General features: G+C 70.6%; 22 protein-coding genes, 2 tRNA genes and 1 other RNA gene. 15 read left to right on the top strand and 10 right to left on the bottom strand.

The features are described 5' to 3' along the window. Nucleotides 1-35: 35 nt before the first annotated feature. Nucleotides 36-959, bottom strand: coding sequence for an AEC family transporter (locus tag C8E84_RS09515; protein ID WP_159901575.1), 924 nt, complete (start codon nt 957-959; stop codon nt 36-38). 204 nt (nt 960-1,163) lie between these two features. Continuing rightward, the gene (locus C8E84_RS09510; protein WP_159901573.1) at nt 1,164-3,071 is read right to left on the bottom strand and encodes an AMP-binding protein; all 1,908 of its coding nucleotides are present in this window, start codon (nt 3,069-3,071) and stop codon (nt 1,164-1,166) included. Between the two features lie 103 nt (nt 3,072-3,174). On the opposite strand from C8E84_RS09510, the gene C8E84_RS09505 reads away from it, so the two are divergent. Beyond that, nucleotides 3,175-4,206, top strand: coding sequence for a hypothetical protein (locus C8E84_RS09505; protein ID WP_159901571.1), 1,032 nt, complete (start codon nt 3,175-3,177; stop codon nt 4,204-4,206). 55 nt (nt 4,207-4,261) lie between these two features. On the opposite strand, the gene C8E84_RS09500 is transcribed toward C8E84_RS09505, so the two are convergent. After that, nucleotides 4,262-4,349: transfer RNA gene (locus C8E84_RS09500), tRNA-Ser, on the bottom strand. Nucleotides 4,350-4,410: 61 nt separating this feature from the next. Here C8E84_RS09500 and C8E84_RS09495 point away from each other — a divergent pair. Further along, a complete protein-coding gene (locus C8E84_RS09495) occupies nt 4,411-5,316 on the top strand; it encodes a hypothetical protein (RefSeq protein ID WP_159901570.1) in 906 nt (301 codons plus the stop codon). 40 nt (nt 5,317-5,356) lie between these two features. Here C8E84_RS09495 and C8E84_RS09490 read toward each other — a convergent pair whose 3' ends face one another. Beyond that, nucleotides 5,357-5,824: a DUF3817 domain-containing protein gene (locus C8E84_RS09490; protein WP_159901568.1), complete on the bottom strand. Its 468-nt coding sequence runs from the start codon at nt 5,822-5,824 to the stop codon at nt 5,357-5,359. Between the two features lie 56 nt (nt 5,825-5,880). Here C8E84_RS09490 and ffs point away from each other — a divergent pair. After that, an RNA gene (ffs, locus tag C8E84_RS09485) (signal recognition particle sRNA small type) lies at nt 5,881-5,977 on the top strand. On the opposite strand, the gene C8E84_RS09480 is transcribed toward ffs, so the two are convergent. Further along, entirely contained in the window at nt 5,973-6,746 is a 774-nt protein-coding gene (locus C8E84_RS09480; protein ID WP_159901566.1) for a DsbA family oxidoreductase, read from the bottom strand. The two genes, ffs and C8E84_RS09480, sit on opposite strands and share 5 nt — an antisense overlap. A gap of 117 nt (nt 6,747-6,863) precedes the next feature. Between C8E84_RS09480 and C8E84_RS09475 the strand changes: the two genes are divergently transcribed. The 10 genes from C8E84_RS09475 to C8E84_RS09430 all read left to right on the top strand — a co-directional run bounded on the left by C8E84_RS09475 (nt 6,864) and on the right by C8E84_RS09430 (nt 16,889). Then, nucleotides 6,864-8,936, top strand: a complete 2,073-nt coding sequence (locus C8E84_RS09475) for a DNA polymerase III subunit gamma and tau (protein ID WP_159901564.1) — start codon at nt 6,864-6,866, stop codon at nt 8,934-8,936. Beyond that, the gene (locus C8E84_RS09470; RefSeq protein WP_159901562.1) at nt 8,933-9,625 is read left to right on the top strand and encodes a lysophospholipid acyltransferase family protein; all 693 of its coding nucleotides are present in this window, start codon (nt 8,933-8,935) and stop codon (nt 9,623-9,625) included. The genes C8E84_RS09475 and C8E84_RS09470 overlap by 4 nt, the downstream gene beginning before the upstream one ends. Nucleotides 9,626-9,655: 30 nt before the next feature. Continuing rightward, the gene (locus tag C8E84_RS09465) at nt 9,656-9,907 is read left to right on the top strand and encodes a cation transporter (RefSeq protein ID WP_159901560.1); all 252 of its coding nucleotides are present in this window, start codon (nt 9,656-9,658) and stop codon (nt 9,905-9,907) included. A 67-nt stretch (nt 9,908-9,974) separates the two neighbouring features. Beyond that, the gene (gene recR / locus C8E84_RS09460) at nt 9,975-10,574 is read left to right on the top strand and encodes a recombination mediator RecR (RefSeq protein WP_159901558.1); all 600 of its coding nucleotides are present in this window, start codon (nt 9,975-9,977) and stop codon (nt 10,572-10,574) included. Further along, entirely contained in the window at nt 10,567-11,151 is a 585-nt protein-coding gene (locus tag C8E84_RS09455; protein ID WP_159901556.1) for a DUF5063 domain-containing protein, read from the top strand. The genes recR and C8E84_RS09455 overlap by 8 nt, the downstream gene beginning before the upstream one ends. A gap of 127 nt (nt 11,152-11,278) precedes the next feature. Continuing rightward, a complete protein-coding gene (locus C8E84_RS09450; protein ID WP_159901554.1) occupies nt 11,279-12,562 on the top strand; it encodes an aspartate kinase in 1,284 nt (427 codons plus the stop codon). Between the two features lies 1 nt (nt 12,563). Then, nucleotides 12,564-13,742 carry an aspartate-semialdehyde dehydrogenase gene (locus C8E84_RS09445; protein WP_246196870.1) on the top strand — a complete coding sequence of 393 codons (1,179 nt, stop codon included), beginning with the start codon at nt 12,564-12,566 and terminating at the stop codon, nt 13,740-13,742. Beyond that, nucleotides 13,739-14,938 (top strand): pyrophosphate--fructose-6-phosphate 1-phosphotransferase, encoded by a 1,200-nt coding sequence (locus C8E84_RS09440; RefSeq protein ID WP_159901552.1) that lies wholly within the window; start codon nt 13,739-13,741, stop codon nt 14,936-14,938. The genes C8E84_RS09445 and C8E84_RS09440 overlap by 4 nt, the downstream gene beginning before the upstream one ends. 15 nt (nt 14,939-14,953) lie before the next feature. Further along, nucleotides 14,954-15,184, top strand: coding sequence for a hypothetical protein (locus C8E84_RS09435; RefSeq protein WP_159901550.1), 231 nt, complete (start codon nt 14,954-14,956; stop codon nt 15,182-15,184). A 28-nt stretch (nt 15,185-15,212) separates the two neighbouring features. After that, nucleotides 15,213-16,889 carry a phospholipase D family protein gene (locus tag C8E84_RS09430; protein ID WP_159901548.1) on the top strand — a complete coding sequence of 559 codons (1,677 nt, stop codon included), beginning with the start codon at nt 15,213-15,215 and terminating at the stop codon, nt 16,887-16,889. 302 nt (nt 16,890-17,191) lie between these two features. On the opposite strand, the gene C8E84_RS09425 is transcribed toward C8E84_RS09430, so the two are convergent. Together C8E84_RS09425 and C8E84_RS09420 are read right to left on the bottom strand one after the other, a co-directional pair. Continuing rightward, nucleotides 17,192-17,268 (bottom strand) — tRNA-Pro (locus tag C8E84_RS09425). Between the two features lie 74 nt (nt 17,269-17,342). Beyond that, the gene (locus tag C8E84_RS09420) at nt 17,343-18,311 is read right to left on the bottom strand and encodes a metallophosphoesterase (RefSeq protein ID WP_159901546.1); all 969 of its coding nucleotides are present in this window, start codon (nt 18,309-18,311) and stop codon (nt 17,343-17,345) included. Nucleotides 18,312-18,370: 59 nt separating this feature from the next. Between C8E84_RS09420 and C8E84_RS09415 the strand changes: the two genes are divergently transcribed. After that, a complete protein-coding gene (locus C8E84_RS09415) occupies nt 18,371-18,835 on the top strand; it encodes a GatB/YqeY domain-containing protein (RefSeq protein WP_159901544.1) in 465 nt (154 codons plus the stop codon). A 68-nt stretch (nt 18,836-18,903) separates the two neighbouring features. On the opposite strand, the gene C8E84_RS09410 is transcribed toward C8E84_RS09415, so the two are convergent. Next, nucleotides 18,904-21,255: a transglycosylase domain-containing protein gene (locus C8E84_RS09410; protein WP_246196869.1), complete on the bottom strand. Its 2,352-nt coding sequence runs from the start codon at nt 21,253-21,255 to the stop codon at nt 18,904-18,906. A gap of 311 nt (nt 21,256-21,566) precedes the next feature. Here C8E84_RS09410 and C8E84_RS09405 point away from each other — a divergent pair, with 311 nt between their 5' ends. Beyond that, the gene (locus tag C8E84_RS09405) at nt 21,567-21,890 is read left to right on the top strand and encodes a WhiB family transcriptional regulator (RefSeq protein WP_159901540.1); all 324 of its coding nucleotides are present in this window, start codon (nt 21,567-21,569) and stop codon (nt 21,888-21,890) included. 46 nt (nt 21,891-21,936) lie between these two features. Here the strand turns inward: C8E84_RS09405 and bagB are convergent, their stop codons facing one another. Both bagB and bagA read right to left on the bottom strand, forming a co-directional pair. After that, nucleotides 21,937-23,091, bottom strand: a complete 1,155-nt coding sequence (gene bagB, locus C8E84_RS09400; protein WP_159901538.1) for an ArsA family ATPase — start codon at nt 23,089-23,091, stop codon at nt 21,937-21,939. After that, nucleotides 23,091-24,104, bottom strand: a complete 1,014-nt coding sequence (gene bagA / locus C8E84_RS09395) for an ATPase BagA (RefSeq protein ID WP_159901536.1) — start codon at nt 24,102-24,104, stop codon at nt 23,091-23,093. Before bagA ends, bagB begins: the two co-directional genes overlap by 1 nt. Nucleotides 24,105-24,156 lie beyond the last annotated feature (52 nt).

Below are 24,156 nucleotides of genomic sequence, written 5' to 3'. Positions count from 1 at the left end.
GGATGCCGGCCACCCGGCATCCGCTCGCAACCTCCTCAGCCGAGCAACCAGACCACGAGCATGATCAGCGGCACCGCCCCGGTCGTCGTCACGAGGATGGTGTCGCGCGCCAAGGTGCTCGACCGGTCGTAGCGGGTGGCGTGCACGAAGATGTTCTGCGCCGTGGGCAGGCTCGCGCACACGACGACGGCGAGCAGGGCGTGACCCGACAGACCGAGCGCGTGGTGCGCCACGGCATACGCGACCAGAGGCTGGACGACGAGCTTGAGCCCGCTCGTCAGCGCCAGCTCGCCAGGGGGCACGTCTCCGCCGAACCCGGGGCCCAGACGTAGCGAGATGCCGTAGGCGAGCAGCATGCCGGGCACGGCCATGGCCCCGATCAGCTCGACCGGGTCGGCGACGAGCGGGGGCAGGCGCCATCCCGTGATCGACAGGAGGAGCCCCACGAGGGTGCCGATCGTCAGGGGGTTCGTGAACGGCCGCAGCAACACCTCGGAGACCGACGGTCGGGTGCCGCGCACGTCGGCGTCGAGGACCGCCAGGGCCAGGGGCTGGAGCACGAGAAGCTGCAGCAGCAGGGTCGGCGCGACCAGTGCTGCGTCTCCGAGAACGTAGGCAGCCACGGGGAGGCCGAGGTTACCGGCGTTGACGTAGGAGCTCGAGAGCGCGCCGATGACTCGTTCACCGGCCGATCGACGCCAACGCCACCGCGCGATCAGCACGTAGGTCGCCGCGGGTATGACGACCGCGACCACCGTCGCGGCCAGCCCGCGCGACAGCACGTCGCTGACATCGGCGTCGGCCACGGTCGTGACGAGCAGCGCGGGAGATGCCACGAAGAATGCGACTCGACTGAGCACCTGTTGCGCGCCGAGGTCGACGACCCCGAGGTGGGCGACCAGCGCGCCGACGCCGATGACCGCGACGATCGTCGCGAACCCCAGGATGACGCTCTCCACGGGGCCATCGTCGCCCTGATGGTGCGCAGCCCGCCCGAGGGTCCGCTCACCGAACCGCTGTCGGCGGAACGCAGAAGTTCGGATGCCGCGCGCTACTTCCCAGCATGCACAAGTTCGGATGGCACGCAGCAATTACCGGTCGCAGGCCGAACTACTGCGTCGACCCCCGCGCCGGAGGCCCCACCACGCCGTCAGGCCACCCGTTCAGGCGGGGCGCAGCACCGGGCCGAGGGCGTCGAGCACCGACGCGTCCTCGATCGTGCCGGGCACCGTGGGCACCTTGCCGTCGGCCAGCTCCCGCATCGTCTTGCGCAGGATCTTGCCCGAGCGCGTCTTCGGCAGCCCGGCGACGATGTCGACCTGCCTCAGGCTCGCGACCGCGCCGACCTCGTCACGCACCCGCTGCACGAGCTCCTTGCAGATGCGCACACCCTCGTCGCCAGTGCCGTCGATGCCACCCTTGAGCACGACGAGCCCACGCGGGACCTGGCCCTTGAAGTCGTCGGCCACTCCGATGACCGCACACTCGGCGACCGCGGGGTGACCGGCCAGCGCGGCCTCGATCGAGCCGGTCGACAGCCGGTGGCCGGCGACGTTGAGCACGTCGTCGGTACGTCCCATGACGTAGAGGTAGCCGTCGTCGTCGATCATCCCGCCGTCACCGGTGAGGTAGTACCCCTCGTACACCGAGAGGTAGCCGGCGACGTAGCGCTCGTCGTCCTCCCACAGGGTGGGCAGGGTGCCGGGCGGAAGCGGCAGCTTGATGGCGATGGCGCCCTCGTGGCCGGGCGGCACCGGCTGGCCGGCGTCGTCGAGCACCTGCACGTCGTAGCCGGGCACGCGCACCGACGGAGAGCCCGCCTTGATCGGCATCGGCTCCAGGCCGCGCAGGTTCGCCGCGATCGGCCAGCCGGTCTCGGTCTGCCACCAGTTGTCGACGATCGGCACGCCGAGCACCTGGCTGGCCCACTCATAGGTGTCGGGGTCCAGGCGTTCGCCCGCGAGGAACACGGTCTGCAGGCTCGACAGGTCGTGACCGGCCATGAGGGACCCGGTCGGGTCCTCGCGCTTGATGGCCCGGTAGGCGGTCGGCGCGGTGAACATCGCCTTCACCCCGTGCTGGGCGATGACCCGCCAGAAGGCGCTCGCGTCGGGGGTGCCGACGGGCTTGCCCTCGTAGAGCACGGTCGTCGCGCCCGTGAGCAGCGGCGCGTACACGATGTAGGAGTGGCCGACGACCCAGCCGACGTCGGATGCCGTGAACCACACGTCCCCGGGCTCGATGCCGTAGACGTTGGCCATCGACCACCGCAGCGCCACGGCGTGGCCGCCGTTGTCGCGCACGATGCCCTTGGGTCGCCCGGTCGTGCCCGAGGTGTAGAGGACGTAGAGCGGGTCAGTCGCCTCGACCTCGACGCAGCCGACCGGCTCGGCGTCGGTGACGAGCTCGTCCCAGTCCAGTTCCTCCCAGTCGGTGTCGCGCTCGCCGACGGACGCGGCGGCCTGCTCGCGCTGCAGGACGATGACCGACTCGGGCGTGTGGCTGCTGCGGTCGAGCGCGGCATCGAGCATCGGCTTGTACTCCACGACCCGGCTGGGTTCGATGCCGCAGGATGCCGCGACGATCACCTTGGGCTTCGCGTCCTCGATGCGCGCCGCGAGCTCGGCCGGGGCGAACCCGCCGAAGACGACCGAGTGGATCGCACCGAGCCGGGCGCACGCGAGCATCGCGACGACGGCCTCGGGCACCATCGGCATGTAGATGACGACCCGGTCGCCCTTGGTGACGCCGAGCGAGTCCAGCGCGCCGGCGAACGTCGCGACCCGGGTGAGCAGCTCGGCGTAGCTGATCGTCTCGACCGTCGAGGTGACCGGGCTGTCGTAGATCAGCGCGGCCTGCTCGCCGCGGCCGTCGCGCACGTGCCGGTCGAGGGCGTTGAAGCAGGTGTTGAGGGATCCGCCGCGAAACCACCGGTAGAACGGCGGGTTGGTGTCGTCGAGCACCGTCGTGGGCTCGGTGATCCACTCGATGGCCCTGGAGGCGTCGCCCCAGAACGTCGTCGGGTCGGAGATCGACTGCTCGTATGCCGCTGCGTAGGCGCCGTTGCTCATGGAACCTCATCGTGCTGAGGGTGAGCGTTCGGCGCCACCGGTGCGGTAGGAACCGTCCGTGGGCGGGCGGTTCGCGCGACGAGCGGAATGCCAGACTGCCCGGATGGAGATTCCCCAGTACTGGGCCACGGCATCGGGCTTCAGCCCGCACCTCGGGGCCGAGGGCGGAGAGCTCGTCGTGTGGGGCTGGTCGCAGACCTCGGAGTTCGACGCCCAGGGGGTGGCGCGCTCGCGCTTGGCGGAGGCGCTGGAGCGGGTGGCCGTGGAGGGCGGTCTGCCGGACGGGCGCGGCTACTACCCCCGGATGCCGTTGCGTGAGCCGATCCTCGAGGAGGTCGCCTCGTCGTCGGGTCACCGGCTGGGGGTGGTCACCCGCAACCGGATGGGGTGCGAGGTGCTGTGCTCGGACGTGCTGTTCATCGCCGACGTCGACGTGCCAGAGCTGGGAGGTGAGGGGGATGCCGGTGGGGGTGACACGGCATCCGACGGCGTTGGAGGCGCGTCGGTGGGCGGTGGATTCTTGACCCGGCTGTGGCGGGTGGTCTCCGGGGGCCCGGAACCCACGCCGATGACCACGTCGCCGCAGGACCCCCGACCCCAGGACCCCCGACCTCAGGACCGGCCGGCGTCGGAGGTGGTGCGCGCAGCCGACCTGCCCGCCCCGACGGACCAGGAGAGCGTCGAACGCCGGGCGTGCGAGCCGGTGTGGGCGTTCGCGCAGCGGCATCCCGAGCTGGGGGTGCGGGTGTACCGGACGGCCGCGGGGCTGAGGGTCATCGTCACGGGGGCGCAGGCACCGCCGATGTCGCCGCGGGCGCGGGACCTGCTGACGGAGTTGTCGTCGGACCCGCTGTACGTGGAGCTCTGTGCCACGCACGACAGCTACCGGGCGCGGCTGACGCCGAAGCCGTTCCGGGTGGACTGGGGCGCACCGTCCTGGCGGTGGCCCTTCGCCGACGAGCGGGCGCGACAGGGTCATGAGGAGTGGCTGGCGCAGTACCGCCAGAAGTGCGACGGCTACGCCGTGTGCCGGCTGGTCAGCGCGTCAGGGGCGATACCCACCGTCGACGAGCAGCGCCTGATCGCCCTGCACGACGCCCGGTGCCGAGTCGGTTCAGGGCTGCCGCTCGCCTGACGTGCCACGAAACGCACAGAGGAGCCCCGGTCGCAGGCGACCGGGGCTCCTCGGCTGGCGGAGGATGGGGGATTTGAACCCCCGAGGGTTTTATCCCAACACGATTTCCAATCGTGCGCACTAGGCCACTATGCGAATCCTCCGCGGGCGAGGTTACTAGAGGGAACGCTCGCCCCGAAATCGCGGCGGTGCGATGATGGCGCGATGAGCACCGGGGGAGCATCAGGAGGCGGCCAGCGCATGGTCGCCACACGCGACGATCGACCGTCGGTGACGCAGAGCGCGCCTTGGCTCGCCGGCATCCGACTCACCCTCGCGCAGGCTCCACTCAGGCAGGTGCTCGGTGTCGTTGCCGTGCTGGCCTGGGCCATCTGGCTGACCGCGACGTGGGTCACCCAACCGCGCGTCGTGCCGCCCGGCCAGGTCGAGTCGGACCTGGCCACGGGGGAGGTCATGGGCTTCGCGGTGGTCACTCTCGTCGACAAACCCAGTGGCTGGTTCGTCTCGACGAACAGCCCCGAGGTCAGCCCTGGCCCGGAGCAGGGTCGTGACGCCCTGCGTGAGCCGGACGCCGACGAGTGGTCCACGGGCAACGGCAGGCCCACGATCGCCTACTGGGTGGACGCGCCCGTGGCGGCCCTGCGGGTCGTCGACCCCAACATCGCCTCGCCGTTGGCGCTCGAGGCCATCGCCGATCGCCTCGACACGAACGGCATCGAGGACCGCACCACGTCGGTGACCTTCACGACGTTCTCCGGCGGCGTCGGCAAGGCCGGCTCGGCACTGAGCCTCGGTGCGCTGCTTGTCGTCATCATGGGCCCGAGGCCGAGCCGCGGGAACCGTTGGTTCTGGTTCTGGATGCTCGGACTGCCGTTCGGCCTGGGGCTGCTCGCCCTTGCCGTGCTCGAAATCCTCCGGCCACGGCCGCCGGACGCACCGCTCGACGAGGTGGCTGCCCGTGACGGGCCCCCGCGGTCGACGGGATCGATGTCCCACCGCAGGTACGGCGGCTGGGCCGGGTTCTGGCTCTCGATCGGCGCCTCGATGCTCATCGGCGCGGTTGCCCCCGCGCTGGCGACCGCCCAGCCGCTGGTCTTCATGCTCCCCTGAGCCGCGGCCGTCACGGGCGGTGCAGTGGCGCCGCGAACGTTCAGGCGCCGCTGCCCGGCACCGGCGGCGGGCCGATGAGCAGGAGCACGAGCGTCGCGGCCCCCACGGCGAGCGCCCCGACGAGGGCGGCGGCAACCGGCCGGGCGAGAGCGGCTGCGACGGCACGCTCGGGCACCGATGCCGCTTCGTCGCCGCCGGCCCGCAGTCGCCAGCGGCTCGGCGCGAGCTGGAGGCGCTCGACCCGCCGCTCGGCGTACAGCGTCGCGAACGGCGGGATGCCGCAGGCGAGCACGAGCACGACCTCGCGAAGCGGCCAGCGCTGGTCGACCCACAGCACGACCGTCACGAGCACGAACGCGAGGAACACCACGCCGTGCACCAACCCGAACACGCTGACGCCGAGATCGGTCGTGCGGGTGACGTACTTCAGCGCCATGCCAATGAGCAGCAGCGTCCAGGTCACCACCTCGGCGCGAGCGAGCCAGGTGAACAGCGTTCGGGGGGTCATGTCGTCCTTCTCGTCAGGCGATTTAGTCGGATGCCGTGAGGGCGCTTAGGATTGCCAGCGGCACCCCGCGTGGTGGTACCCCGCCGAACTCCCCCAGGGCAGGAATGCAGCAAGGGCAGGTGGGCTCTTCCAGGTACGCGGGGTGTCCTTATGCCCGGGCGGGGTCGGCCACCGGTGCCTCGGCGGCCTCGGTGCCGTCGGCCGCCTCACCCCGGTCGCTGCCGCACACACCGCCACAGCACCCGCCACCGCAGCCGCCCGCCTCGGCGACCGGTTCGGGCTCGGTGCCCTGCAGGTCCCAGACCTGACGGATGGAGCTGAGCAGCACCTCGACGGGCTGGGCGCCGGTCACGCCGTACTTCTGGTCGAGGACGAAGGTCGGCACCGAGGTGATGCCGATCTGCGAGGCGAGGGCGAGGTCGGTGCGCACGTCGATGCCGTGCTCGTCGCTCGCGAGGAGGGCGCGGACGGCATCCGCCTCGAGGCCAGCCTCGACAGCGAGGCGCACGAGGGTGTCCTGGTCGCCGATGGCCTCGCCCTCGGAGTACCAGGCCGTCATGAGGCGCTGCGTGAGCGGCTCCTCGAGGCCGAGGGTGCGGGCGAAGTGGATGAGGCGGTGGGCGTCGTAGGAGTTGCCGCCGCGCAGCGTCTCCCACTGGAAGTCAAGGCCGACGGATGCCGCGTCACGCGCCATCTGCTCGTGCTGGGCGACCATCTGCTCGCGCGGGACGCCGTACTTCGTCGCGATCCGGTCGATCACCGGGGCGTCGTCGACCGGCTCGGCGGTGCGGTCGAGCTGGAAGCTGTGCCAGACCACCCCCACCTCGTCGCGGTGCTCGAACTGCTCGAGGGCAAGCTCGAGGTGCCGCCTGCCGAGGTGGCAGAACGGGCAGAGGATGTCGGACCAGACGTCGATGCGCACGTTTGTCAGCGTACGTCGGGTCGAGGCCGAGAACCCAACCAGCACCCACACGGGGCGGCGTCCACAGGTGACGGCACGGCCTACGGGATGTCCGGCATCGCGGCTAGGGTTCGACAGGTGAGCACTGCGTTGTACCGCCGCTACCGCCCCGAGACGTTCGCCGACGTCATCGGGCAGGAGCACGTGACCGAACCGCTCATGCAGGCGCTGCGCACCGGCCGCGTCAACCACGCCTACCTGTTCTCCGGGCCCCGCGGGTGCGGCAAGACGACGAGTGCCCGCATCCTCGCCCGGTGCCTGAACTGTGGACAGGGCCCGACCGCCACCCCGTGCGGCACCTGTGACTCCTGTGTGGCGCTGGCCCGGGGCGGGTCGGGAACGGTCGACGTCATCGAGATCGACGCCGCCTCGCACGGTGGGGTCGACGACGCCCGCGACCTGCGCGAACGTGCCTCGTACGGCCCGGCGCAGAGCCGCTTCAAGATCTACATCATCGACGAGGCGCACATGGTGACCCCGCAGGGGTTCAACGCGCTGCTGAAGATCGTCGAGGAGCCGCCCGAGCACGTGAAGTTCGTGTTCGCGACGACCGAGCCCGAGAAGGTCATCGGCACGATCCGTTCGCGCACCCACCACTACCCGTTCCGGCTCGTTCCGCCAGCCCGCCTGCACAGCTACATGGAGGAGCTGTGCGTGCGCGAGGGCGTGGCGGTGGCGCCGGGGGTGCTGTCGTTCGTCGTGCGGGCCGGTGGGGGGTCGGTGCGTGACTCGCTGTCCGTGCTCGACCAGTTGATGGCCGGGTCGGGTGAGGCCGGGCTGACGTACGAGTCGGCTGCCGCGCTGCTCGGCTTCACCGACGGTGAGCTGCTCGACGGGGCGATCGACGCGTTCGCGGCAGGGGATGCCGGGTCGGTGTTCCGCACGATCGACCGGGTCGTGGAGACGGGCTTGGACCCCCGGCGATTCGTCGAGGACGTCCTGGAACGACTGCGTGACCTCATCGTCGTGGCGGCGGTCGGTGAGGGGGCTGGGCAGGTGCTGCGGCACATCCCGCAGGACCAGCTCGAGCGGATGATGGCGCAGTCGGCTGCCTTCGGATCGGGGGCGCTGTCGCGCGCGGCAGATGTCGTCAATGCCGGCCTCACCGAGATGACCGGGGCGACGGCGCCGCGGTTGCAGCTCGAGCTCATCGCGGCCCGCGTGCTGCTGCCGGGGGCGGCGGGGGAGGCGGGGTATGCCGCTCGCCTCGACCGGCTCGAGCGTCGCCTCGACGTGGGTGGGGTGCCGACCGGTGCGGTTGCCTACGCCGCACCTGTGCCTGCGCCCGCCCCGGTGGCCGCACCTGCTCCTGCGCCTGCGCCCGCACCGGCGCCTGAGCCGGTGACCGCGCCAGTTGCGGCGCCAGTGGCCGAGCCCGCGCCAGTCCCGGCGGCTCCAGCGCAGCACGCTGCCCCCGCGAGGCCAGCCGGCGCCGGCGGCATCGATACCGACGCGATCCGGCGGTCCTGGCCCGACGTGCTCGAGTGGTTGAGCCGCCACAAGCGGGTGACCTGGACGTTCGTGGCGCAGAACGCGCAGGTCCTCGACTACGACGGGCAAAGGGTGCTGCTCGGCATCTCCACGGTCGGGCTCGTCGAGACCTTCCGCCGCGGGGCCCACGCCGACTACGTACGGCAGGCCCTCATCGACGTCCTCGGCGTCGATGCGCGGATCGACGGGCAGGCCTCCGACGCGGTCAAGCCGTCCGAGGGCGATCCGGTGGAACCTGCCCCGGCGCGTGCTGACGGCAGCGCTGGCGGCTCGCCCCAGCAGGAGTCCCGACCCGCACCGGCACCGGCACCGGCACCGCCGCTCGACAGCGCGCCCGGCTCCCCGGCATCCGGCCCGCAGGTCAACGCGCCAGCGCCAGCGCCATCCGCCACCCCGCAGGCCCCCGTGTCGCCCACGCGGGAGCCGGCCAGCTGGTCGGACGCGCCGCCGCCGGTGGAGTCGGCACCGTCGTGGGCCAGCCCGTTCGAGCGGGCCAAGGCCGTGGTCGCCGAAGAGGTCGAGCAGCCCCCCGTCGAGCACGTCGTCGACGACACCGCGATCAGCGACGACGACGAGTCGATCGATGACCTCGCCGACGTCGGGGTGCCCGTCGTCGAGCGCATCCTCGGTGGCACGGTCATCTCGGAGCAACCCCGATGAGCTCGCGCTCCTACGCCGTCAGCCACGGCGTCGTCGCGCCGCTCAGCAAGCTGCTCTGGCGTCCGACCATCACCGGCACCGAGAACGTCCCACTCCACGGTGGGGTGCTGCTCGCGAGCAACCACCTGTCCTTCATCGACTCCTTCGCCATCCCGATCGCGGCGCCGCGGCCGGTGAGCTTCCTCGCGAAGTCCGACTACTTCACCGGCACCGGGGTCAGCGGGTCAATCAGGCGGGCGTTCTTCGAGGGCACCAACGCCATTCCCGTCAACCGGCACTCCTCTCGCGCCGCCCAGGAGTCCCTCGACGCAGCGCTGATCGTGCTGCGCGAGGGCCGCGCGTTCGGCATCTACCCCGAGGGCACCCGCTCGCGCGACGGACGGCTCTACAAGGGGCGCACCGGGGTCGCGTGGCTTGCGCTGACCGCCGGCGTACCCATCGTGCCGATCGGGCTCATCGGCACCGACAAGGTGCAGCCCATCGGCGGGCGATTCCCCCGGTTGGCCAAGGTGCACGTGTCGTTCGGACGCCCGATCAGCCCGCAGGACTATGCGGGGATGCCGTCGGGCAAGGCCCGTCGGATGCTCACCGACGAGGTCATGGACGCCATCGCAGCGCTGTCCGGCCAGGAGCGGGTCGACGCCTACAACGAGTTGCCGCCGGGCTCCGGTGCCGCGGTCGGCATCTGAACCACACCCATCCCAGATAGAGGAGACGCCGTGACCACCGATGACACCAGCAACACCGCCCCCAGCACGCAGACGTTCCGGGCCACGGGCCTGACCTGTGGCCACTGCGCCCACGCGGTCACCGACGAGCTGAGCGCCCTCGACGGCGTCGACGGCGTCGAGGTCGAGGTCGTCAGCGGCGGGGAGTCCGTCGTGCGGGTCGCGGCCCAGCGCCCACTGACCACCGATGAGGTCGTGGCGGCTTTGGCCGAGGCAGGCGACTACACCCTCGTCGGCGCCTGACCGAGTCACCCGGACCTGCTGCGCGGCGTCGGGAGACAGGGTCGCCGCGAGGTCGTAGGCTCATCACGTGTACGAAGGCGCGGTCCAGGACCTCATCGACGAACTCGGCAGGCTGCCGGGTGTCGGCCCCAAGAGCGCGCAGCGAATCGCGTTCCACCTCTTGCAGTCCGACGCGGCCGACGTCGAGCGGCTGGCCCACGCCCTGACCGAGGTCAAGGCCAAGGTGCGCTTCTGCCAGACGTGCTTCAACATCGCCGAGGCGCAGCAGTGCCGGATCTGTCTGGATCCGCGCCGTGACGTGCACTCGATCTGTGTGGTCGAGGAGCCCAAGGACGTCGTGGCGGTCGAGCGCACCCGTGAGTTCCGCGGCCGCTACCACGTGCTCGGTGGCGCGATCAGCCCCATCGACGGCATCGGCCCCAACGACTTGCGGGTCCGTGAGCTGATGACTCGGCTCGGCGACGGCACGGTCACCGAGGTCATCATCGCGACGGACCCCAACCTCGAGGGTGAGGCGACGGCCAGCTACCTGTCGCGCATGCTCAAGGACTTCGGGTTGCGGGTGACGCGACTGGCCTCCGGACTGCCCGTCGGCGGTGACCTCGAGTATGCCGACGAGGTCACCCTCGGGCGTGCCTTCGAAGGACGCAGGCTCATCGATGTCTGAGTTCTCGGTCGCGTCCCCCTCCGCCTCCGACGACTGGGGCCAGATCGCTGCGGAGTCGGCCGCCGACGCGCAGATGTACCTCGTGACCGTGCGCGAGATCGCCGCCGGAAACTCCCCGGACGCCACCTTGCCGATGGCGCTGCTCGCCCTGTCGCAGGTGCTCGTCATGGGGGCCAGGCTGGGTGCCGTGGAGGACGTCGTCCCGGCCGAGCGCTTCGAACCCGATGCCGGGCCGGACGCCGAGTTCGACCCGTTGCGCGCCGGCCTGGCCAACGTGTTCGAGGGCCTGGACGAGTACGGCGACGTCGTCGACCCGGTGCTCGACCCCGAACCCGTCGTCGGTTACCTCAGCAACGACCTCGTCGACATCGCCTCAGCGCTCAGCCACGGCCTGAGCCACCACGAGGCCGGGCGCACCCTCGAGGCCCTGTGGTGGTGGCAGTTCAGCTACCTGTCGCACTGGGGAGAGCGGGCCGCCGCCGCCCTGCGCGTGGTCCAGACCCTGCTCGCGCACGTGCGCCTGGACGCCGATCCGGATGCGGTGTCCGAGGCCGAGTTCGACGCCCTCCACCCCTGACCGAACCTGCGGCAGGAGTCGGGGGTGGGCGGATGCCGTTCGTTCGGCATCTGGGCACCGTGTCCGCTCCGTGGACGGCCGGTTAGAGTGTCAGAGCCCACCGAAACACCGTCACGGGAGTAGCACGTTGCCCATCGTCGTCCAGAAGTACGGCGGATCGTCGCTCGCCGACGCCGAGAGCATCAAGCGGGTCGCGAGGCGGATCGCGGAGACGAAGAAGGCCGGGAACGACGTCGTCGTCGCGGTCTCGGCGATGGGGGACAGCACCGACGACCTGCTCGACCTCGCGCAGGAGGTCAGCCCCGTCCCGCCGCCGCGCGAGCTCGACATGCTGATGACCGCCGGTGAGCGCATCTCGATGGCCCTGGTCGCGATGGCGATCTCCGACCTGGGCTTCAGCGCCCGTTCGTTCACCGGCAGCCAGGCCGGCGTCATCACCGACGGCGTGCACGGCAAGGCCAAGATCATCGACGTCACCCCGGGGCGCATCACCGAGGCCCTGGCCAAGGGTCACATCGTCATCGTCGCCGGCTTCCAGGGCGTGAGCCAGGGCACCAAGGAGATCACCACCCTGGGCCGGGGCGGCACCGACACCACCGCCGTGGCGCTGGCCGCCGCGCTGCGCGCCGACGTGTGCGAGATCTACACCGACGTCGACGGCGTCTTCACCGCTGACCCGCGCATCGTGCCCAGCGCCCGCAAGCTGGATCGCATCTCCAACGAGGAGATGCTCGAACTCGCTGCCTCGGGGTCCAAGGTGCTGCACCTGCGCAGCGTCGAGTACGCCCGCCGTTTCGACATCCCCATCCACGTGCGGTCGTCGTTCTCCCACAAGGAGGGCACGATCGTCACCGACCACCCCGCACCCGAAGGACCTGAAGGAGACGCCGTGGAAGCCCCGATCATCGCCGGTGTGGCCCACGACCGCAGCGAGGCGAAGGTGACCGTCGTCGGCGTTCCCGACCGCACCGGCATGGCGGCCAAGATCTTCGAGGCGGTGACACTGGCCCAGATCAACATCGACATGATCGTCCAGAACGTCTCCGCCACCGCCACCGGCCTCACCGACATCTCCTTCACGCTGCCCAAGACCGACGGCACCGCCGCGGTCGAGGCGCTGCAGCGGGTGCAGGCCGACGTCGGCTTCAGTGCCGTGCAGTTCGACGACCAGATCGGCAAGCTCTCGCTCGTCGGTGCCGGCATGCGCTCGAACCCGGGTGTGTCCGCGACGTTCTTCAAGGCACTCGCCGACGCCGGGGTCAACATCGAGATGATCTCCACCTCCGAGATCCGCATCTCTGTCATCACCCGCGGTGACCTCCTCGATGACGCCGTTCGCGCCGTGCACACGGCCTTCGGGCTGGACTCCAGCGAGGGCGAGGCCGTCGTCTACGGGGGCACCGGCCGCTGACGTGGGCACCAACCAGGCACGGTCCACGGGGTGGCAGCCGACCCTTGCGGTGGTCGGTGCCACCGGTGCCGTGGGTCGCGTCGTCCTCGACGTGCTGCCCACGCGGCACTCCCACTGGGCGCAGGTGCGTCTGGCCGCAGGCGCCGAGGACGTCGGCACGGTGCTCCGGGTCGCCGGCCAGGAGGCCGTCGTCGAGGCGTTGACCCCGCAGTTCTTCGACGGCGTCGACGTCGCGATCTTCGACATCCCACCGGGGATCGCCCGCGAGTGGGTCGAGCTCGCCGCGGCCCGAGGGGTCGTGGCCATCGACAACAGCACCGTCTTCCGCACCGAGGACGACGTGCCCCTCGTCGTCCCCGAGGTCAACCCGCAACGGGTCGCCGACCGGCCCCGCGGCATCATCGCCAACCCGGGCGCGACGGTCATGACGATGATCGACGCCCTCGCCGTGCTCCACGCAGCCTGGGAGCTCACGGAACTGGTCATCACGACCCTCCAGGCGGCATCCGGTCTAGGCCGGGCGGGCATCAGCCGGTTGCACGACGAGCTCGACGTGGTCCACGGCGACCGTGAGCTCGGGACCCGCCCGGGCGACGTGCGCCGCCTCGTCGAGCACGAGCTGGGTGAGTCGGTCTTCCCCGCGCCGCTGGTGCTCAACGTCATCCCGTTCGTCGGTCACCACGTCGGCGACGGTTGGACGAGCGAGGAGGTCAAGGTGCGCGACGAGACCCGCAAGATCCTCGGCATCCCCGACCTTCCCATCACGACCACGTGCATCCGGGTGCCGGTGGTGTCGTCGCACTCGGTCATCGTCCACGCCACGTTCGCGCGCAAGGTCCGGGTCGCCGATGCTCGGCAGGCCCTCGTCGAGGCCCCCACCATCGTCGTCCTCGACGACCCCGACGAGCCCGAGTTCCCCACTCCGAACGACGTCGTCGGGGCCGACCCGCGCTTCGCCGGGCGCATCCGTCAGGCGCCGGACGCGCCGATGACCCTCGACCTGTTCATCAGCGGCGACAACCTGCGCAAGGGGGCGGCCCTGAACATGGTCCAGACCGCCGAGCTCGTCGCACGCGATCTCACCGAAACCACCACAATGGATGCCGTGGCGCCAGCGTCGTCGTCGCGCACCATCGAGCACCCCAGACCACCAGCACCGGACACCAGGAGCACCCCATGACCGTTCGCACCGTCGCCATGCTCACCGCCGGAGGGCTTGCACCGTGCCTGTCCTCCGCCGTCGGCGGGCTCATCGAGCGCTACAGCGAGGTCGCCCCGGACGTGCGGATCATCGCCTACCTCGGTGGGTATGCCGGCCTGCTGCGCGGCGAGTGGGTCGAGGTGACGCCGGAGGTCCGGGAGAACGCCCACCTGCTCCACCTGCGCGGCGGGTCGCCGATCGGCAACTCCCGCGTCAAGCTGACCAACGTCGCCGACTGCGTCAAGCGCGGGCTGGTGCAGGAGGGTCAGGACCCGCTGCACGTCGCGGCCGAGCAGCTCACCAAGGATGGCGTCGACGTGCTGCACACCATCGGTGGCGACGACACGAACACGACCGCGGCCGACCTCGCGGCCTACCTGCACGACAACGACTACGAGCTGACCGTCGTGGGGCTGCCCAAGACGATCGACAACGACGTCGTGCCGATCCGCCAGTCGCTGGGGGCGTGGACGGCCGCCGAGCAGGGCTCGATCTATGCGCAGAACATCATCGCCGAGCACTCCTCGAACCCCCGGATGCTCATCGTGCACGAGGTCATGGGCCGCAACTGTGGCTGGCTGACCGCCGAGACCGCCCGCCGCTACCACGCATGGGTGGCCGAGCAGCAGTTCGTCGAGGGCTTCGGCAACGACCCGCGCTGCTGGGACGTACACGCCGTGTTCGTGCCCGAGGAGCACATCGACATCGCGGCCGAGGCCGAGCGTCTCAAGGCGATCATGGACGAGATCGGCTGCGTCAACATCTTCCTCTCCGAGGGCGCCGGCGTGGCCGAGGTCGTCGAGGAGCTCAAGGCAGCCGGCCAGGAGGTGCCGGTCGACCCGTTCGGTCACGTGCAGCTCGACAAGGTCAACCCCGGCGCATGGTTCGCCAAGCAGTTCGGCGAGAAGCTCCAGGCCGAGAAGACCATGGTCCAGAAGTCCGGCTACTTCAGCCGCTCGGCCGCGGCCAACGACGAAGACCTCGCCCTCATCGCGCAGTGCACCTCGCTCGCCGTCGACTCGGCGCTGGCCGGGGTGTCGGGTGTCGTCGGGCACGACGAGGAGCAGGGCGACACGCTGCGGGCCATCGAGTTCCCCCGGATCCAGGGCCACAAGAAGTTCGACGTCACCGTGCCGTGGTTCCGCGAGCTGAAGGATTCGCTCGGTCAGGCCTGAGCGAGGCGGCTGATCGTGGGCCAGTACGTCGGGGTTGACGCCTGGTGGGTCGCGGTCGCCATCTACGCCGTGCTCCTGGTCGGTCAGCGCCTCTGGCGTGCCCGGACCTGGGTACCGCCCGAATGGCCGGAGGCCGACTACGGCTGGAAGGTCACCCACCTGTTCTGGGTGCCCTTCCACGTGCTGGACGTCGTCTTCGGGGTGCCGTTGATCTTCGCCATCGTCATCGCGTACTTCGCCATCTGAGGGAGGGTTCGCGGGGCAGGATGAGGCCGTGATCCCCGATCTCTTCCTCACCCCCGACGAGCGGGAGAACCCCGACACCCGCATCGACGAGGGCAAGCCGCCGGGCGTGGCGTGGACCGAGGGCAACCACGTGCGGGCGATCGTGCACGGGGATTCCTACCTGGCGGAGCTGCACGAACGGATCAGCGCGCTCGGCGACGGTGACCTGCTCTACTTCGTCGACTGGCGCGGCGACCCCGATCAGCTGCTCACCGACGACCCCGGCTCCAGCGTCTCCGCGACGTTCGCCGCGGCCGCCCGACGCGGGGTCGACGTGAGAGGGCTGCTCTGGCGTTCGCACTGGCACCGGTTCGGCTTCCACTCCCAGAAGTCGCGACTGCTCGGCATCGAGATCGACGAGGCCGGCGGGCAGTGCCTGCGCGACATGCGCGTGCGCACCGGAGGCTCGCACCACCAGAAGTTCGTCCTGCTGCGGCACCGCGACGACGCCGGCCGCGACATCGTCTACCTCGGCGGGATCGACCTCTGTCACGGCCGGCGTGACTCCATCGCCCACGAGGGCGACCCCCAGCCGATCGCCATGCCTCAGGTGTTCGGTGCGCGGCCTCCGTGGCACGACGTGCAGGTGGCCATCCAGGGCCCGGCCGTCGCCGACGTCGAGACCACGTTCCGTGAGCGGTGGGAGGACTCCACCCCGCTGACGCTCAACCCGGGGCGGCTCGCCTCGAGCCTGCTCCAGGGTGAGGACCTCCAGCCACGTCCACTGCCCCCGCAGAACCCGCCACCACCCGCGGTGGGCGCGACGGCATCCGAAGCCGTTCAGATCGTGCGCACCTACCCGTCGATCCTGCCCAAGGGCTACGACTTCGCCCCGCGTGGCGAGCGCAGCATCGCGCATGCCAACACCAAGGCGGTCGCGCACGCACGCCACCTGATCTACCTCGAGGACCAGTACCTGTGGTCGCAGGAGGTCGGCCGGCACTTCGGTGAGGCCCTGCGCGCGAACCCGGAGCTGCGGCTCATCGCGGTGATCCCCGTGGTGCCGGACGTCGACGGTGCCGTGTCCCTGCCGCCGCAGCTCTACGGGCGCAAGCTCGCCATGGACCTGCTGCTCGAGGCCGGCGGTGAGCGCGTCGCGGTGTACGGGCTGACGAGCGAAGCCGGCTACCCGATCTACGTGCACGCCAAGGTGTGCGTCATCGACGACGTGTGGTCCAGCGTCGGCTCCGACAACTTCAACCGCAGGTCGTGGTCCAGCGACTCCGAGATCGCGTGCACCGTGCAGGACACCCGCGTGCGCGGGCTCGACGAGCCGGCGCCGAGGGACAGCTTCGCCCGGCGGCTGCGGCGCGAGCTCGTGGGGGAGCACACCGGTCTGCACCCCGACGACGTGCCCGATGACCCCGACGAGCTGTGGGACCTCATGGCGCAGCGGGCCGACGCCCTCGACGCGTGGTACGCGGCCGGCGAGGGCCCTCGAGGTCGTCGGCACCTGCCCCGACCCAAGGCGCCGATGAAGGGCACCTCGGTGCGGTGGCGTCGGCGCTCGGGGGCGCCGTCCGGCGCTGACGGCGTCGAGCGACCACCCGGCCGCCTGCGCCGGCTCTCCCCGCCGGAGCTGAGCAGGGCCCAGATGCTGTGGGCGCCCCGGCTCTACGACGCGTTCGACCCCGACGGGACGATCCTTCGCGACGACGCCATCTGAGCCGCTGGGCGGCATACCATCGCGACATGACCGATCGGGCTCGTCCCTGCCGGGGCGCGGGTGCTCGGCATCCTCGCCTCGCCCTTCCCCGTCATCGCGGTGATCCTGCTCCTGCTGACCCCGCGCTCGTGACTGCCCGACTTCGCAGCTGCCCGACCCCTCTGCGAACGTGGGTGAAGATCGTCGTCCAGCCGACGATTTTCACCCACGTTCTGGGCAGGGGCACGTGGACGGCGTTCCGGGGGCGGTGCCCGAGACGCGTGATGGCGGCCACCCGACACTGTCGAGCAACCGCCATCATCTGGTCGGGGTGACAGGATTTGAACCTGCGGCCTCGTCGTCCCGAACGACGCGCGCTACCAAGCTGCGCCACACCCCGTGGCTGTTAGCCGCACCCGGGGGTGCAGCGACACCCGAGGATAGCCGACCCGGTGCGGCGCACAGAAATCGGCCTCAGCCGTCGCGGGCCAACAAGGTCAGCAGGGTTGCCTCGGGGCGACAGGCGAAGCGCACCGGAGCGTAGGGGGAGGTTCCCAGCCCCGCCGAGACGTGGAGCCATGCGGCATCCGCGGGCGCGTCCGACGACGGCGCGGCGCCGCCCCGACGACCGGCTGTCCCCGCGCCCGGCCACCACCTCGAGACGCCCTTGGCGCGCGTGGTGTCGAGGTCACAGTTCGTCACCAGGGCCCCCCAGAGCGGGACGGCCAGCTGCCCACCGTGGGTGTGCCCGGCAAGCACGACGGAGGCCCCGTCGCCGACCATGGCGTCGAGCACCCGCTGGTAGGGAGCGTGCACCAGACCCATCGTCAGGGACACGTCGCTGGATGCCGGGCCAGCCACCTTCGCGTACCGGTCGTAGCCGATGTGCGGATCGTTCACCCCGACGAGCTCGACGTCGTGGTCACCCATCCGCACGATCGTGCGGGCATTGTTCAGGTCGGCCCACCCGCTGTTGCCCAGCCCGTCGCGCAGCGCCTTGACGGGCAGCGTCGAGCGTCGTGCCGGGGCCTCTGCGTGGCGGCTGGTGAGGTAGCGGGCGGGGTTCTTCGGCGTCGGGGCGAAGTAGTCGTTCGAGCCCAGGACGAACGCACCCGGCCGCTCGAGGAGCGGCTCCATCGCACGCAGGAGTGGAGGCACCGCGTCCAGGTGCGCGAGGTTGTCTCCCGAGTTCACGACGAAGTCGGGCTCGAGGTCGGCCAGAGAACGGACCCAGTCGATCTTCTTGCGCTGGCCGGGGGTCAGGTGCAGGTCGGAGACCTGCAGGATGCGCACCGGAGCGCTCCCGGGTGGCAGGGCGGGGACGGCGAAGCGGCGCAGGGTGAACCAGGTGCGCTCCACGAATGCGGCGTACGCGATCCCGGCGAGACCGGCGCCGGCGAGGCCGCCAGCGGTGCGCAGCGCGGTGCGGGCCAGGTCGTTCATCACTCCATCCTCGCAAAACCGGTGGCGTCCCACCCAATCGCCGGTGGGAGACTGGAGTCATGACCGACGACACGCTCAAGGCTCGCCTCCAGCACGACCTGCACGATGCGATGCGCGCACGCGACACCGTGCGCTCGGGCACGCTGCGGATGACGCTGACCGCGATCACCAACGCCGAGGTGGCTGGTGACGAGGCGCGCGAGCTCAGCGACGACGAGGTGCTCAAGGTGGTCGCCAAGGAGGCCAAGAAGCGCAAGGAGGCCGCCGCCGCCTTCACCGGCGCGGGCCGCCCAGAGCTCGCGGCGACCGAGGAGGCCGAGCTGCTCGTGCTCGAGGGCTACCTGCCCGCCCAGCTCGACGACGAGGCCCTTCGCGAGATCGTGGACCGGGCGGTCGCCGCCACCGGCGCCATCGGGATGTCGCAGCTCGGCCTGGTGATGAAGGCGGCCCAGGGCGAGGTCGCCGGCCGGGCCGATGGCGGCCGGGTGGCCGCCGTAGTCAAGCAGGTGCTCTCCGGGGCGTAGGGCGACAGGCGGGGACATGGCAACGGGGCCCGGGCCGCCAGGAGGCGGTTCGGGCCCGCGTCATTGCGCTAGGTCTTCGACGGTTTGGGTTTCGGCGCTGGTTTGGCGGGTGTATTCGCCGGCTCCGGCGTCTTCTTGGGGGCTGGTTCCGCCGTCTTCCTGGGTGCCGGCGGTGGCGGCGTGTAGCCGTTGGACAGCCACAGGCCGACGCGACCGCCGGGCAGGGCCGAGCCCGAGGGGTCGGTGAACGCGACGGTCCCGGCGGGCAGGCTGCTGTTGGTGCGGCCAGCCACGAAACCGCTGAAGCCGGCCTCCTTCAGGCGTGCCATCGCGCTGTCCGGGCCCCGGCCGATGACGTTCGGCAACCGCACGTAGTTGCCCTTGCGGATGTCGGCCGAGGGATTCTTGAAGTCCTTGACCGGCATGCCCTTGTGGGCGCTCTTCATGATCTTGGACCAGATGGGTGCGGACACGGTGGAGCCGTACACCCGGCTGGGGCAGCCGTAGTCGCCGAAGCACTTGCCGCGCAAGGTGTAGAGCTTGCCGTTCTTGTTCGCCGGCTTGAGGTTGCCGACCAACACCACCGTCGAGATCTGCGGGGTGTACCCGGCGAACCAGACCTGGTTGAACCGCTCTGTCGTTCCGGTCTTCCCGGCTGCCGGCCGGGCGCTGCTGCTCCACATTGACCCGAGGTTGCCCTTGACCACGCTCTGCAACAAGTCGTTGACGCCAGCGGCGACGTCGGCCGAGATGACCTGCTTGCACTTGGCCGCGGGGATCTTCAGGCTCTTGCGGTCGGGAGTGCTGATGGCGGTGACGGGCTGGGGCTCGCAGTACTTGCCGTTCGCGGCCAGGGTCGCGTAGGCACTGGCCACGCTCATCGGGGTCGACTCCCCGGCACCGAGGGCGATGCCCGAGATGGTGTCCGAGATGGGTTTGCCGTCGGCGCGGTGCAGGCCCATCTTCATCATGGTGTCGCGCACCGAGCATGCACCGAGGCGCACGTTGAGGGCGGCGAAGAACGGGTTGACCGACTTGACCGCTCCCTCGCGCAGTGACATCGGGCCTGCGCCCATCGAGAAGTCGTTCTTGACCGGCCATGGCTCGTTGGTCGAGCACTCGTCGACCATGTTCCTCGGCTCGAACACGGCGGGCTTGGTCGGGCTGGACGCGGGGATGTTGATCGTGGCGTTGAGCGGCATCCCCCGCTCGAGCGCCTCGACCAGGGCGAACGTCTTCGCGGTGGAGCCGATCTGGTAGCCGTTGGGGCCGCCGCCGTACTCCTGGTCGACGTTGAGGTTGGTCTGGTACTTCGCGAAGTCCGTGGCCTGAACCATCGCGAGCACCTTGCCCGTGCCCGGCTCGATCATGGTCACGGCGCCGCCGAGGTTCTGCTTGTTGCCGGGCTTGACGGCCTTGGCGAGCTCCTTCTTGGCGCTCGCCTGCATGGCCGGGTTGAGCGTGGTGCGAATGACCAGCCCACCTTGGTTGATGGTCTTCAGGCGCTCGGCCGGGGTCTTGCCCAGCACGGCCATCTGGGGTGACTTCTGCAGCCACTCCATGACGTAGGCGCAGAAGTAGGGCTCGGGGGAGCGGTGGCAGACACCCTTGGCCGGCTTGCGCTTGACGACCTTCGCAACCTCCTGCTTCTTGGCGGCAGCGACGTCCTTGGCTGACGCCAGCCCGAGGGCCTGCATGCGGTCCAGGACCAGGTTGCGGCGCGACTGGGCGGCCTTGGGGTTCAGCACCGGGTTGAACGCCGTGGGCTGTTGCACGATACCGGCGAGCAGGGCCGCCTGACCGAGGTTGAGCTTGGCGGCCGAAACCCCGAAGTAGTTCTGGGCGGCAGCCTCGACGCCGTAGGCCTGGTCGCCGTAGTACACGAGGTTGAGGTAGCCCTCGAGGATCTGCTCCTTGGTGAAGTTCTCCTCGACGTTCAGGGCGTACTCGAGCTCCTGGAGCTTGCGGGAGTAGGACTTCTCGACCGCAGCGGCGGCGGCATCCTTGTCCCCGTTGCTCAGCGCGCGGTACTGGAGCGAGATCTTGACGTACTGCTGCGTGAGGGTCGACGCCCCCTGGGTGTCGCCGCCCTGGAGGTTGGAGACCACGGCCCGGCTGAAGCCGCGCACGTCGAGGCCGTTGTGCTCGTAGAAGCGCGAGTCCTCGATGGCCAGCTGCGCGTTCTGCATGTTCTTCGAGATCTTCGCCAGCGGCACGATGATGCGGTTCTCGTCGTACGGGTTGGCGATCACCTTGCCGTCGGCGTTGAGGATGCGCGACTGTTGCGCCAGCGGTGAGACGGTGAACTCGCTCGGCAGGTCGTTGAAGACCCCGACGCCCCCCTTGGCCATCTGGCCGGTGGCACCGACCGCAGGGATCGCCAGCCCAGCCATCAGCAACCCGGCAATCGTGCTGAGCACGACGAAACCGAGAAGCAATCTGAGCACAGCGGATACATTGTGGGCGCGACCGTCCATACCATCAGGGTAACCCGTGGATGCCGTCGGCCCTCCTCAGCGCGTGTCGCGCCGGTTCGGTGGGGGTGGGCTCGCGTTGAGCGCTGAAACGTGAGCGTGCAATTCGATGGTCACAAATCAACCGTTCGGCCATTGCTCGCGACGATTCGGACGATGCCGTGATGTCATCGACCGCCCTAGCCTGACGATGCGCGGTCGGTACTCATCACCGCGCTGTTCGAGCCGCTTGAGGCTCTTGCTGAACAGGGGTAGACATGAGCGCCGCACCGGAGCTCGCACCAGCACTGGGGGACTGGGTTGCCGACTGGGCCGGTCTGGGCCACTGCGCGGACGAGGACCCTGACGCCTTGTTCGTGCAGGGAAAGGCCCAGCGCGCCGCGAAGGTCATGTGCAAGGGCTGCCCGGTGATGGCCGAGTGCCTCGCCGACGCGCTCGACAACCGCACGGAGTTCGGTGTCTGGGGTGGGATGACCGAGCGTGAGCGCCGGGCCCTGCTGCGGCGTCGCCCCGACGTCCAGTCGTGGAGCGGGCTCCTCGCCCAGGTCAAGGGCGCAGCGGTCCAGGGCGCCATCGCCTGACCCGCCCATTCTGAAGACCCGCCCTTCACGAGGGGTGGCCTGCGTGTCAGGTGGCTGCCAGCGCGGCACCGACCGTGCGCAACCCCTCGAGGTCGTGGATGTCGGTCGCGCTCGCCGGAACGGTCGAGACCGGCACCCCGGGGTGGCCGGCGACGAACCGGCGCACGTGCCCCTCGTGACGCTCGGCGATCGAGGACAGGTCGGCGTGCAGGCGCAGCAGCGCTGGAGCGAGCTCGCTGCCCCCGGCATCCTCGAGCTGCTCGGCAGCCGCGGTCGCCCGGCCCCCGCTCAGTGACGGCGCGGCCAGCGCCTGCATGCGGTTGACGACGACGCCCGCCAGCGGCATCCCCTCGCTCTCGAGCCGCTCGACGAAGTAGGCGGCCTCCCGCAGGGCGTCACGTTCTGGAGCGGCCACGACGACGAACGCCGTCGTGGGTTCCTTGAGCAGGGCGTAGGTGAGGTCGGCCCGTTCGCGGAACCCGCCGAACATCGTGTCGAGGGCGGCGACGAAGGTCTGCACGTCGGCCAGGAACGCGCCTCCGAGCACCTTGGAGATCGCCGCGGCCGCGATGGTCGCGCTGACGCTGAAGACCTTGAGGTAGGCCCGCCCGCCGGCTCGGGCCGGCGCCGTGAGCAGCCGGATGAACCGGCCGTCGAGGAAGGAGCCGAGCCGCTTGGGGGCGTCGAGGAAGTCCAGGGCCGAGCGGGACGGCGGGGTGTCGACGATGACGAGGTCCCAGGTGCCCTCGCGGTCGGCCTGGGCTCGCAGCTGGCTGAGCTTCTCCATCGCCATGTACTCCTGCGTGCCCGCGAACGAGCTGGAGACGGCCTGGTAGAAGGGGTTGGCCAGGATCTGCGCGGCCTTGTCCGGGGTGGAGTGCGCCTCGACGACCTCGTCGAAGGTGCGCTTCATGTCGAGCATCATCGCGTCGAGGCTGCCCCCGGCGCCCTCGCCCACCCCGTCGACCGGACGTGGGACGTTGTCGAGCTCGGTCAGGCCGAGGGACTGGGCGAGCCGTCGGGCCGGGTCGATGGTCAGCACGACGACGCGGCGTCCGGACTCGGCCGCGCGCACCCCCAGCGCCGCGGCGGTGGTCGTCTTGCCGACCCCTCCCGAGCCGCAACACACGATGATCCCCGTGTCGGGGTCGGCCAGCAGTGCGTCGACGTCGAGCCGGGCGGGTGCGGGGCGGCGGGCCATCAGCGCACCCCCTGCGCGGTCAGGGCGTCGGCGAGCACGGTGATGCCGCCGTCCTCGACGCCGGTCGGCAGCGCCGGCAGGCGGAGCGTCGGCAGGCCCTGGGCCTCGACCTCGGCAGCCAGGTCGCGCTCGAGCGCCACCCGCTCGGCGTGGTCGTGCGCTTGGCTGAGCAGCCCCGTGACGGTGGCCTTCGACGCCTTGACCCCGACGGAGACGAGGTCGGACCGCACCTGCTCGGCGACCCGGTCAGGCTCGGCGGCGGCGACCTCGAGCAGGGCCTCGTCGACGATGGGCTCGCGCACCAGGTTCACGATGACCGTCCCCACACCGAAGCCAGCAGCGGACAGCTCGGCAACGGCATCCACACTCTCCTGCACCGGCATCTCCTCGAGCAGGGTCACGATGTGCACGACGCTCTCGCGGTGGCGCAGCATGCGGGTGATCGACTCGGCCTGTGAGTGGATCGGGCCGATCCGGGCGAGGTCGGCCACTTGGGCGGTGACGTCCAGGAAGCGGGTGATGCGGCCGGTGGGCGGGGCGTCGAGGACGACGGCATCCCACACCTTCGCGCCCTGGCCGCGGCGGTTGCCCGTCGTGCGCCCGACCGCCTCGTAGACCTTCCCCGTGAGCAGCACGTCGCGCACCCCGGGGGCGATCGTCGTCGCGAAGTCGACGACGCCCATCTTCTCCAGGGCCCCGCCGGCGCGGCCGAGCTTGTAGAACATCTGGAGGTACTCCATGAGCGCGGCCTTGGCGTCGACCGACAGCCCCCACAGCTCGCCGCCACCGGCATGGGTGACCAGGCGCACCTCGTCGGTGCCGAGCGGGGGCACGTCGAAGGTCTGGCTGATGCCCTGACGCCCCTCGACCTCGACGAGCAGCACCCGCTTGCCCTGGCTGGCCAGCGACAGGGCCAGGCTGGCGGCGACGGTGGTCTTGCCGACGCCTCCCTTGCCGGTCACGATGTGCAGGCGCACCCCGTCTAAGGCACGTGCGAGAGAGGGAGTGGACACGCCCACCAGCCTAGGCGGGCCCTCACGGCATCCTCGAATCCTTGGTCAGGGC

The organism is Ornithinibacter aureus, assembly GCF_009858245.1.
In the GTDB taxonomy this organism is placed as follows: Bacteria; Actinomycetota; Actinomycetes; order Actinomycetales; family Dermatophilaceae; genus Fodinibacter; species Fodinibacter aureus.
Note: the sequence above shows the minus strand (reverse complement) of the source record. Positions and strands in the feature narration are given on the sequence as shown.